Below are 11,281 nucleotides of genomic sequence, written 5' to 3'. Positions count from 1 at the left end.
GGGTGGGGGACAAGCGGGGAGACGTGGCTATCGAAGCCGCGTGGCCGCGCTTAATCCAGGCTATATCCAGGGTTCGGGACGTCTTTCGGACGCCCCCGTGCCCTCTACACCAGGACGAATCCCGTGGCCGGAAGCAGCCTGCTGACCCTGATTGATGACATCGCCAGCCTGCTGGATGACATCGCGGTGATGACGAAGGTCGCGACCCGGAAGACCGCTGGCGTGCTCGGGGATGACCTCGCGCTCAATGCCCAGCAGGTCTCCGGCGTCAGAGCCGACCGCGAGCTGCCCGTCGTCTGGGCCGTCGCCAAGGGCTCGTTGGTCAACAAGGCGATCCTGGTCCCCGCGGCCCTGGCCATCAGCGCGCTGGTGCCCTGGGCCATCACCCCGCTGCTGATGCTGGGCGGCGCCTTCCTGTGCTTCGAGGGCTTCGAGAAGGTGGCCCACAAGTTCCTGCACGGCAAGGAGGAGCAGGCGGCGGAGCAGCAGGAGCGCATCAAGGCGGTGGCGGACCCGGCGGTGGACCTGGTCGCCATGGAGAAGGGCAAGATAAAGGGCGCCATCCGCACCGACTTCATCCTGTCCGCCGAAATCGTCGTCATCTCGCTCGGGACGCTCACCGCCGCGTCCTTTGGAATGCAGGTCGCCGTGCTGTCCGGCATCGCCCTTCTCATGACGGTGGGCGTCTACGGTCTGGTCGCGGGAATCGTGAAGCTCGACGACGCGGGCCTCTACCTGATGAAGGCGGAGGGCGGGTTCAGTCAGAGCCTGGGCCGGGGCATCCTGGCGACCGCGCCGTACTTGATGAAGGGGCTCGCCATCGTGGGCACGGCCGCCATGTTCATGGTGGGCGGCGGCATCCTCACGCACGGCATCGCGCCCCTGCATCACTTCATCGAGCACGCCAGCGCCGCGGCTGCGGTGGTGCCGGGCGTTGGCGGGCTGCTGGGCGCGCTCCTGCCGTCGCTGCTGAACGCGGTGGCCGGCATCATCGCGGGTGGCCTCATCGTGCTGCTCGTGACGGGCGCCACGCGGGCCTTCCAGTCGGTGCGAGCCAGGCCGAGCTGAGCCAGGTTGCCCCTGCGTGCCCGGGTGTTCCGGGCACGCGGGCGGCGTTCACCTTCCGGGCATGCGCGCACCTGCCGTTCAAGCGCGTGAGCGCCGCGCACGGTGCCCGGCGAGCTGGAATTCGCGTGGTTCCCCTTGCATGAAGCAGCCTGGACGGGGGAAGACGGGCGGATGGCATGGGAACCTCGCGTCATGAACTCCGACCCACGCGGGCGGGATCCGTCAGAAGTACTACGTGAACTGCAGCGGCAGCTGGGGCCAGGGATGGGGCGCCGCCTCCTGTTCGTCGTGCTCGGTTTGTTCCTGCTGGTGGGGTTGATGACCAGCTACGCCCAGGTGGAGCCGGACGAAGTGGGCGTCATCCTCCGGCTGGGGCGCTTCGTGGGCACGGTGGAGCCAGGCCCGCATTTCCGCGTGCCCTTCTGGGTGGACCGCATCGTGAAGGTCCCGGTGCAGCGTCAGCTCAAGGCGGAGTTCGGCTTCCGCACGGAGGCCTCCCGCACGCGCGCGGGCTCCTCCTACGCGGCGGAGACATCGGACATGAAGCGCGAATCGCTCATGCTCACCGGTGACCTCAACGTCGCGGTGGTGGAGTGGATCGTCCAGTACAAGATCAAGGACCCGTACCAGTACCTCTTCAAGGTGAAGAACGTGGAGAGCATGCTCCGGGACATCTCCGAGGCCTCGATGCGGGCCGTCGTGGGAGACCACTCGGTGAACGAGGTCCTCACCACGGGCCGCCAGGCGGTGGCCACCCAGTCCAAGCTGCTGCTCCAGGACCTGGCGGACCGCTACGAGACGGGCGTGGACATCCAGCAGGTGGTCCTCCAGGACGTGAACCCGCCCGACCCGGTGAAGCCGTCCTTCAACGAGGTGAACCAGGCCATCCAGGAGAAGGAGCGCGTCATCAACGAGGCCTACGCCGAGCTGAACCGCGTCATCCCCCGCGCGAAGGGCGAAGCCGAGGAGGCGCTGCGCGGCGCCGAGGGCTACGCCATTGAGCGTGTGAACCGCGCCAAGGGTGAGGCGGACCGCTTCGCGCGCGTCTACGAGGAGTACCGCAAGGCCCCGGACGTCACCCGCCGCCGCATGTACCTGGAGACGGTGAGCCAGGTGCTCCAGAGCGCCGGACAGAAGGTCGTCCTGGACGAGTCCGTCAAGGGCCTCACGCCATTGTTGAACATGCAGGCGAACGACCCCGCGGTGTCCGGGAGCGCGAGCCAGACGGAGGGCCGCCGATGAGCCGCCTGATCATTCCCCTCGGCGTAGTGGCCGCCCTCGTCGTCGTGGTGGGCTTCTCCTCGACCTACACTCTGAGCGAGCACGAGCAGGCCGTCATCACCCGGTTCGGCGAGCCGAAGGGCGCGTCCGTCGTGGACCCGGGGCTCCACTTCAAGATGCCCTTCGTCGACACGGTGAACCGCTTCGACAAGCGGTGGTTGGACTGGCGCGGAGACCCGAACCAGATCCCCACCAAGGACAAGAAGTACATCTGGGTGGACACCTTCGGGCGCTGGCGCATCGTGGACCCGCTGCGCTTCTTCCAGCGCCTGCGGGACGAGCGCAACGCGCAGTCCCGGCTCGACGACATCATCGACGGTGAGACGCGCAACACCATCGCGTCGTTCGCGCTGATTGAAGCGGTCCGCTCCACCAACCGTCCCTTCGAGGACGACGAGTACACCGCCGAGACGGAGCGGGGCGAGTCACTGGAGCAGGTCGCCCAGGGACGGGACAAGCTCACCCGCCAGATTCGTCTCCGGGCCGCGGAGATCGTCAAGGAGTTCGGGGTGGAGCTGGTCGACGTGCAGATCCGCCGCATCAACTACGTGGACGAGGTCCAGGTGAAGGTGTTCGAGCGGATGATCTCCGAGCGCAAGCGCATCGCCGAGCGCTCCCGTTCGGAGGGCATGGGCCGCGCGGCGGAGGTCCGGGGCCAGCGTGAGCGTGACTTGAAGGAGATCCGCTCGGCGGCCTACCGCAAGGCCCAGGACATCACTGGCGCGGCGGACGCCGAGGCGACGAAGATCTACGCGGAGGCCTTTGGCAGGGACCCGGAGTTCTACCAGTTCATGCGGACGCTGGAGGCCTACCCGGACGTCGTGGACGCCTCCACGTCACTGTTCCTGGGCGGCGAGTCCGAGTTCTACCGGTACCTGCGCAGCTCCAAGCCGTAGACGGGAAGGGCGGGACGCCAACGGCATCCTGGCGCCTCGCCCTCTCAGTCCCCCAGGCGAACCGCGATGAGCACGATGGCCAGGAGGGGCGGGGCGCCCTGGACGATGCTGGCCTTGAGGAAGCGGCGGTTGCTGGACACCAGCACCAGGGCCGCCAGCGCCATGCATGCACAGCCGAACACCACGGCCGCCACGCCGGACGCGGCCGCGCCGGTGTGGACGAGCGCCACGCCCACCAGCACGCCCACCGCGAGGAACAGGTTGTAGAAGCCCTGGTTGAGCGCCATCGGCTTCACCACGTCCGCGTCCGCCTGTGACTTCAGTCCGAAGCGCCGCCACACCTTCGGCTGCGAGAAGACGATGCTCTCCATGGCGAAGAACAGGACGTGGATGAGCGCGGCGACGACCGCGAAGCCTTGTGCCAGCAGCGACATGATGACTCCCCTCTGGGAACGCGATATTCTGTACCAGTCAGTTCCGAATCATATTGAAACGGTCGGTCCAGAATTGTCAAGGAGGGTGACGTGGCGCGGACGCGTGCGTTCGACGAGACGGAGGCGGTGCGCAAGGCGCTGGGGCTGTTCTGGTCCCGGGGATACGAGGCCACGTCCTTGTCGGACCTGGAGTCCGCCACGGGGTTGAACCGCTCCAGTCTGTACCAGGCGTTCGAGAGCAAGCGGGGGCTGTTCTCCCGCGCGGTGGCGCTGTACCTCCAGGAGGTCATCACGCCCCGGCTGGCCGTCTTCGCCAAGGGCCCGGCGGGCCTGCCGCAGGTGACGGCGTACTTCGAGTCGCTCGCGACGACGATGGGGACCGCGCCGCCGGCCCTGACGCGCCGGGGATGCCTGCTCGTCAACACGGCCACGGAGCTGGCCCCGCATGACGTCGAGGCTCATCGCGCGGTGGAGGACTACCGCGCGCTCTTGCAGGGACACCTGACACGGGCCCTGGAGGCGGCGGCGCGGGCTGGTGTCATGCCTCGGAAGACGGTGGCCCGCCGGGTGGAGCTGCTGCTGGGCGCCGTCATCGGTGTGCTGGTCACCGCGCGGGTGGATCCCTTGGCCGCGGCGAAGCTCGCCCGTGCCGCCGCGAGCGAAGTGGAGGGCTGGGCTCCCTGAGAAGGTGCTTGAGCGCAGCAGCGAAAGCACCGCATCCGGCCTCCTGGCTGGCCAGGGCCTTGCGGCGGCGGCGCTTTCGAGGCGTTCACTTCCTCCGTTGCTCTGCGGCCGTTGGAGGAAGCGGTGCGGTGTTGGCGCCGCGGTGGATGGAATCTCCGCGGCGCTGCTCCGTTCAGTTGCGCGATGCACCGGTCCTTGAAATGCAACGACGCACGCGCCGCGGCGGCGCCTGGCTACCTCCAACGGCTGCGCATCGCGCCGCCGTGGGCGCTTCTCCTGCTGACGTTCCTGACGGGCTGCCCGCTCGCGGAGAACTACACCGATGAGGCCGGTCCCCGGTACAGCGGCGACCATCGGAAGCCTGGCTCTGTCTCCACCGAGACGCCCGCTTCCATTACCGTGGTGACGTTCAACCTGGCCTTCTCCGAACAGGTCTCCGAGGCCATCACCGCGCTCTCAAGACCTCCGCTCGCGGGGGCGGATGTCATCGCGATGCAGGAGATGGACGCTGCGTCCGTCGACCGAATCGCAAGTGAGCTGGGGCTGGCCTACGTCTACTACCCCGCCTCCGTGCAGGTGGACGACGACGACTTCGGCAACGCGCTGCTGAGCCGGTGGCCCATCGTCGCGGACCGGAAGGTCCACCTTCCCCATGACGACCCGTACCATCAGCGCCGCCGCATCGCGGTCCTCGCGACGTTGGACCTCGGCGGGACGCTGGTTCAAACGGCCTCCGTGCACAACGCCACGCCCATCGTCGGGCTTGGCGGGCGGCTCGACCAGGCGGAGACCATCATCGACGCGCTCGAAGGCACGGGGCCGGTGCAGGTCATCGCCGGCGACTTCAATACCTCGGACCCGGGGAGCCTGAGGCAGATGGTGAAGCTGTTCTCCGAGCGGGGCTTCCACTGGGCCTCGGAAGGCGTGGGGGACACGGTGGACTCCGTGATTGGCGGCCTCCCGCTCGACTTCGTCTTCGCCCAGGGGCTCGCTCCGCTGGAGCGTGGCGTGGACCGGCGTCCCGCCGGGAGCGACCACCATCCCGTCTGGGTGCGGTTCGCATGGCCTCCGTGATGCGAGGATTCGTCACACGGACGCTATCGGTGGCCGGGACGCTCGTCCTCACGCCTGGCTGTCTGAGTGGTGCGCGGAACATCGGCGCCGCGACAACCCCCGTTGGGACAACAGAGGTCGGCGTTTCATTGAACGCGCTGGCCTTCGAGCATGGGCGGGACCAGGCGTACCTCCCCAGCCCCGAGCTCACCTTTCGCAAGGGCGCTGGCCATGGCTGGGATTGGGGCGGCCGCCTCACGTTGCTGGGCCTGGAGCTCGGAACACGACACCGGCTCATCGAGCAGTCCCGGTGGACGTGGTCCGTCGCTCCGAGCGCTGGAATCTGGTACGTGCCCGTCACCAACAACTCCACGGAGCCCGTCAATCTCCGGCTCGGCGCGCAGACCCTGCTCGACTTCCGGCTGAGTCGCGCGTGGACGCTGACCGGTGGCGCATCGCTGATGGGCGCCTTCGCGGGACCGCTCACCGCCTTTCAAGGGCGGTTCAATGGAGCGAACCTGCTGCTCTCTCCGGGGGGCTCGCTGGGGATCGGGTTTCGCTTGAGCCCCTCCCTCGAAGTGCGCGCGGAGGGGGGCCTTGAGTTTCCCCTGGGCCTGAGGGGCGGGAGCCGCCCGCCCACCGGCCATGCAGGGCTGACCTTCCGCTGGAGCCGTGCCGACCGTCGATGACGGTGTATGCACCACCAGGGCCGCCCGGAGCGGCCCTGGTGGCACGCGCTTCAACTCACATCATGTTGGTGACGATCTGCGTCTGACACGTCACCGGGTCGATGATTGACTGGGCCGTGTCGACGGTGCAGGCGGCGCCGCCGTAGGTCCCGAAGAAGACCTGCGCGGAGCAGGCTCCGGCGACGTCAGAGACCTCCACGCGCCAGACACAGGTCTTCGAGCCGGAAGGATTCGCCGGGTCGACCGTGTAGTAGTACTGCTGGACGACCATCGGCGTGGGGGCGGGGGCGCTGACCTGAAACCCACCGTAGGTGCCGGTGGGCACGGGGTGGGTGTTCCAGATTCCATTGAACGTGCCCGTCAAGATCTGGAGGCCCAGGGTGAGGTCGACGCCGGTCTGGTTGAGGACGAAGAAGTCTTCAACGGCAGGGCCAATGGCTTCAACAGAGGGGCCCTTCCGCACGGGGACCTGCACCACGCCTTCACGGACGCTGACGTACTCGCCACGCTGGGTGAGGAAGTCGGGAAAGTCGAGTTCGAGCTGCCCAGCGAAAGCGAGCGACGGAGTGAGAGACAGCAGCGAGCCAGCCAGAAAACGCTTCACGTTCCGCGTCATGGACTACTCCTGTGTTGTTTATGCGGGGTTGGCCGAAGCCAATGTCTTACTAGCACTGGTCTTTGATTTATTTCAAATCCAAACTGGCAAAGCCGGCAATTCAGTGAATGTGGATGATTGCGGCCCGGGTGTGGCGCACGCCATTGGGATGTCAGACTAAGGGGTTTCCGCTGGGGCAAGACAGACTTGCGGCGGGTCATGCGCGCCGCATTCCCTGACAGCCCCACGCCGACGGCGCACATGGGCCATGAGCGCTTCAAGAAGGCCTTTCCTCGCGGCGTGGCAGTGGCCACCGCTCAACACCGCCCGGGTCGCCCCGCACGCGGGGTGGACGCGCCAAGTCCTGTCTCGATAGGGTTTCAATCGCGAATTCGAAACATTTCTCACGACAAGGAGGCCCAGATGGCGCTGTCTCGTTGGGTTGTTGGAATCACCGCGCTGCTCCTCTGCGCTTGCGGTGGAGCGGCTGATTCGGAGTCTGGGCTTCCCATGGGCGACACGCGCACGGTGGAACAGCGCGCGGAGGAGCCTGGTGGTGGAACGCGGTACGGCCAGCACCGGACCTACTACCGCGAGGCGGCCAAGGTGAACTGGGCGGGGGCGTGGCACGCCGACTGCTCTGGGTACATCGCGCAGTCGGGGCAGGTGACTGCGTATTACACGGACACCTTCTTCATCTGTCCGTAGCGGCAGCGGCGGCGTGGGCCTCGCGGTGCGACCCCGTGGCGAGGCATCGCCACCCGTTTCTAGCGCAGCGCCGCGAGGGCCGCGCCGACCTTCGCCACCGTCACCGACACGGGCGTCGTCACCTCCGGCGCGAAGATGGCCACGCGGAGCTCCTCGAAGGCCCACCGCAGCTCCTGCGCCGCCTCCTGGTCACGCACGGTGGCGCGCCTGGCGAGGAAGGTCTCCCACAGGGGGGTGAAGGGCGCGGCCTTCCCCGCGTCCTTGCCGGGGTTCGCCACCGCGCGCGACAGCCGTGCCTGGGCCGCGCGGAGGTAGCGCGGGTAGTGCAGCAGGCGCACGAAGGGAATCCACTCGATGAGGTTCGCGGGGAACAGGTGCCCGAGCTGCGAGCGGAGGTCCCGCACGGCCGCCGCGCCGCTCGGCCCCTTGGATGCCGTCTTGAGCGCGGCGAGCGTCGCGGCGAGCTCCGAGGAGGTGACAACGACGGCGTTCGCCCAGTCCCGGGCCGCCTGCTCGATGCGTGGTGAGCCCTCACGGACCAGCGCCTCGAAGGACTCCTTCGTGCGGGGCAGCGGCGCACCCGGTGCGAGCTTGAACGCATCGTCGACGCCGCGTGCGAGGACGAGCGCCCGGAAGGCGTCGGCCTGGCCCCGCGCGGGCGGCGCGCCGTCCAGGGACGGGAAGGGCAGCGGCATGCGCGCGGCGCTGACGGCCACGTGTCCGCGCGCGGCGAGCATCAGGAGCCTGCGGACCCCTGTGCGCGTGGCCGCCTCGGCGGCGGCGGAGGTCTCGAGTAGTACCAGGTCCACGGCAGCGCCCCGGTCGACGAGCGCGGGGTAGCTGCGGACCTCGAGCCCGCCGACCCGCCGGGTGACCACGGGGGGCAGCTCGCCGAAGGTCCAGGCCGTCAGCCCCTTGCGTTCCCAGTCTGAAGCCGGCGCCGCGCTGCGCAGCGCCGCCCGTGCACGTCCCCCGTGCTGCTCGAGCAGCGCATCGGCATCGCGGCTCCGCGCGAGCTCCTTTCCCCGCTCGTCGAGTACCCGGAGCGTGATCCGCAGGTACGGCACCACGGCATCCGCTCGGAGGGACTCCTCGGGCACGTCCACGCCGCACAGCCGGGACACCGCACGCGCGAGCGCTGGAATCATCGGCCCGCGGAAGGGCACCAGTTCCTTCTCGAGACGGTCGACCAGGGCCGGCACCGGCCCCAACTGCTTGCGCTGGGCGCGGGGGAGTTGCTCGAGCAGGGCGGTGAGCTTCTCCCGCTGCCACCCGGGGATGGTCCAGTCGAGCTCACCTGGGACGAGCTGGGCGAGCAGCAGCAGCGGCACGCTCAGGGTGATGCCGTCGTCCTCGGCCGAGGGGTCGAAGGTGTACGTCACCGGCACAGACGCGCCGTGCAGGGTGAGGGCGTCCGGGTAGTGCGCCGGGGACAGGTCCGGGTCGTCCGAGAGGGCGTCCTCCATCGAGAGGACGAGCACGTCGGGGTCGGCCGCCTCGGCCTTTCGGCGCCAGACCTCGAAGCCCGCTCCGTCCGTCACGTCCGCCGGGAGGCGCCGGTCGAAGAACGTCAGCAGCGCCTCGCTGTCGAGCAGCTCGCTGCGCCGGGCCTTGTCCCGCAGGCGCGCCACGCGCTCGAGCACCTGGCGGTTCTTCTCCTGGAACGCCCCCCGGGTGCGGTACTCGCCGCGCACCAGGGCATGCTCGAGGAACATCAGCCGTGCCCGGGCGGGGTCCATGCTGGCCAGGGCCACGGGGCGCTCCTTGAAGACCTGGAGCCCGAAGAGGGTCGCGTTCTCCTTCACCACGGCGCGCGCGGACTTCTCCGACCAGTGCGGTTCGGAGTAGCTGCGCTTGAGCAGGTGAGGGGCCGCCGCCGCGAGCCACTCCGGGTCGAGCTTCGCCACGGTGCGGGCGAACAGCTGGGACGTCTCCACGAGCTCGAACGCCATCGCCCAGGCAGGGGGCTTCTTCGCGAGCGCCGACGAGGGGTGGACCATGAAGCGCGTCTGCTTCGCGCCCGTGAAGTGGCGCTGCTCCGGATTCCACTGGCCGATGCGGGACAGGAGCCCGGTGAGGAGCGCCTGGTGCAGGACGTCCCCGCGCGCCGGGGCGCCTCGGCCCTTGCGCGGCAGGCGCAGCTCGCGGACGGTCTCCTCGAGCTGGCGCTGGACGTCCCGCCATTCGCGCACCCGCAGGAAGGACAAGAGGTTGTCCCGGCACACGCGCCGCAGGTGGGACGTCCCCCGACCCTCGGCCTCGCGCACGAACGCCCACAGCTTGAGGAGCCCCGTGAAGTCCGAGTGCTCGTCACGGAAGCGCCGGTGCAGCTCGTCCGCCTTCTGCGCGAGCTCGCGTGGCCGCTCGCGCGGGTCCTGCAGGTTGAGCGCCGCGGCGACGATGAGCACCTCGTCCAGGCACCCGTACTCGGCGCCGGCGAGGATCATCCGCGCGATGCGCGGGTCCACCGGGAAGCGCGCGAGCTGGTGCCCGAGCGGCGTCAAGGTGCGCTCCTTGCCCTCGATGGCGCCGAGCTCCTCGAGTACCCGCCAGCCCTCGGCGATGGCCTTCGGCTGGGGCGGGTCGAGGAAGGGGAAGTCCTCGACGTCACCGAGGCCCAGGGACTTCATCCGCAGGATGACCCCCGCGAGCCCGGTGCGCTTGATTTCGGGGTCGGTGAAGGCGGGCCGCGTGGTGAAGCTCACCTCGTCGTAGAGGCGCACGCAGATGCCCTCGCGCACGCGGCCGCAGCGCCCCTTGCGCTGGTCGGCGCTGGCCTGGGAGACGGGCTCGATGTGCAGGCGTGTGGTGCCCGAGCGCGGCTCGTAGCGCGACAGGCGCGCCACCCCCGTGTCCACGACGTACACGATGCCCGGGATGGTGACCGACGTCTCCGCGACGTTGGTGGCGAGGATGACCCGGCGCTGGGGGATGGTGGCGAAGACGCGCGACTGCTCGGCGGCCGACAGGCGCGCATAGAGGGGCTGCACCACCGTGCCGCGGAGCTCGCGCGCGTTCAGGGCATTCTCGGCCTCGCGGATCTCCCGCTCCCCGGGGAGGAACACGAGGACGTCTCCGTCCGGGTCGAGCGAGAGCACGTCCGCCACCGCATCGGCGACGGAGTCGGCGAGCTCGGCGTCCTCGGGAGGCGGCTCGTAGAGCACGTCCACCGGAAAGGTACGGCCCTCCACCTGGATGACCGGCGCCCCTCCGAAGAACCGCGAGAAGCGCTCCGTCTCGATGGTGGCCGAGCTCACCACCACCTTGAGGTCGGGGCGCTTGGGGAGGATGCGCTTGATCCACCCGAGCAGGAAGTCGATCGTGAGGCTGCGCTCGTGGGCCTCGTCGAGCACGATGGTGTCGTAGCGGCGCAGGAGCGGGTCGCTGTGAATCTGCGCGAGCAGGACGCCGTCGGTCATGAACTTCACGGCCGTCTGCCGGGACGAGCGGTCCTCGAAGCGAATCTGGTAGCCGACGTCCGTGCCCAGCTCCGTGCCGAGCTCGCGAGCCACGCGCGCCGCCACGCTCGTCGCGGCGATACGCCGGGGCTGGGTCACGCCAATCTGGCGCGGGCGGCCGCGCCCCATGGCGAGCAGGACCTTCGGCAACTGCGTCGTCTTCCCTGAGCCGGTGGCCCCCGCGACAATGACCACCTGATGGGCGGCGATAGCCGCGGTGATGTCCTCCACCCGGCTCGAGATGGGGAGCTCGGGGGGGAAGTGCAGGGTGGGCAAGGCGCCGGAAGTGGGGACGGGTGAGTCGCCGGACATGGCAGCAGGGCCTATCACTGAAGCGCACGCCGGGGAACACGAGGTGATAGGCGCGCCAAGTCGAGTCACGCGCCGCAGTGACGCGGGCGGGGATGCGTGCGCT

The 11,281-nt window shown here is 69.2% G+C and carries 10 protein-coding genes; 7 read left to right on the top strand and 3 right to left on the bottom strand.

All coding sequences use genetic code 11. From position 1 onward, the window contains the following. Window positions 1-123 precede the first annotated feature (123 nt). The 3 genes from HV824_RS24340 (at window position 124) to hflC (ending at window position 3,245) form a co-directional block, all read left to right on the top strand. Window positions 124-1,068 (top strand): DUF808 domain-containing protein, encoded by a 945-nt coding sequence (locus tag HV824_RS24340; protein WP_176421240.1) that lies wholly within the window; start codon window positions 124-126, stop codon window positions 1,066-1,068. Window positions 1,069-1,239: 171 nt separating this feature from the next. Beyond that, complete coding sequence (gene hflK, locus HV824_RS24335) at window positions 1,240-2,310, top strand: FtsH protease activity modulator HflK (protein ID WP_176421239.1); 1,071 nt, start codon at window positions 1,240-1,242, stop codon at window positions 2,308-2,310. Then, the gene (hflC, locus tag HV824_RS24330) at window positions 2,307-3,245 is read left to right on the top strand and encodes a protease modulator HflC (protein WP_176421238.1); all 939 of its coding nucleotides are present in this window, start codon (window positions 2,307-2,309) and stop codon (window positions 3,243-3,245) included. The genes hflK and hflC overlap by 4 nt, the downstream gene beginning before the upstream one ends. A 44-nt stretch (window positions 3,246-3,289) precedes the next feature. On the opposite strand, the gene HV824_RS24325 is transcribed toward hflC, so the two are convergent. Beyond that, the gene (locus HV824_RS24325) at window positions 3,290-3,679 is read right to left on the bottom strand and encodes a DUF1304 domain-containing protein (RefSeq protein WP_176421237.1); all 390 of its coding nucleotides are present in this window, start codon (window positions 3,677-3,679) and stop codon (window positions 3,290-3,292) included. Window positions 3,680-3,769: 90 nt separating this feature from the next. Here HV824_RS24325 and HV824_RS24320 point away from each other — a divergent pair, with 90 nt between their 5' ends. From HV824_RS24320 to HV824_RS24310, 3 genes are all read left to right on the top strand, one after another. Then, window positions 3,770-4,363, top strand: coding sequence for a TetR/AcrR family transcriptional regulator (locus tag HV824_RS24320; protein ID WP_176421236.1), 594 nt, complete (start codon window positions 3,770-3,772; stop codon window positions 4,361-4,363). Between the two features lie 195 nt (window positions 4,364-4,558). After that, window positions 4,559-5,437 carry an endonuclease/exonuclease/phosphatase family protein gene (locus HV824_RS24315; protein WP_255208303.1) on the top strand — a complete coding sequence of 293 codons (879 nt, stop codon included), beginning with the start codon at window positions 4,559-4,561 and terminating at the stop codon, window positions 5,435-5,437. Window positions 5,438-5,565: 128 nt separating this feature from the next. Continuing rightward, on the top strand, window positions 5,566-6,105 hold the full coding sequence (locus HV824_RS24310; protein WP_255208302.1) for a hypothetical protein: 540 nt from the start codon (window positions 5,566-5,568) through the stop codon (window positions 6,103-6,105). A gap of 55 nt (window positions 6,106-6,160) precedes the next feature. On the opposite strand, the gene HV824_RS24305 is transcribed toward HV824_RS24310, so the two are convergent. Continuing rightward, complete coding sequence (locus HV824_RS24305; protein ID WP_176421234.1) at window positions 6,161-6,721, bottom strand: hypothetical protein; 561 nt, start codon at window positions 6,719-6,721, stop codon at window positions 6,161-6,163. 489 nt (window positions 6,722-7,210) lie between these two features. On the opposite strand from HV824_RS24305, the gene HV824_RS24300 reads away from it, so the two are divergent. Further along, window positions 7,211-7,408 carry a hypothetical protein gene (locus HV824_RS24300; RefSeq protein WP_255208301.1) on the top strand — a complete coding sequence of 66 codons (198 nt, stop codon included), beginning with the start codon at window positions 7,211-7,213 and terminating at the stop codon, window positions 7,406-7,408. 59 nt (window positions 7,409-7,467) lie between these two features. Here HV824_RS24300 and hrpA read toward each other — a convergent pair whose 3' ends face one another. Then, window positions 7,468-11,178 (bottom strand): ATP-dependent RNA helicase HrpA, encoded by a 3,711-nt coding sequence (gene hrpA, locus HV824_RS24295; RefSeq protein WP_176424348.1) that lies wholly within the window; start codon window positions 11,176-11,178, stop codon window positions 7,468-7,470. Window positions 11,179-11,281 lie beyond the last annotated feature (103 nt).

The sequence above is a fragment of the Myxococcus sp. AM009 genome, from assembly GCF_013372605.1.
GTDB lineage: Bacteria > Myxococcota > Myxococcia > Myxococcales > Myxococcaceae > Myxococcus > Myxococcus vastator.
Note: the sequence above shows the minus strand (reverse complement) of the source record. Positions and strands in the feature narration are given on the sequence as shown.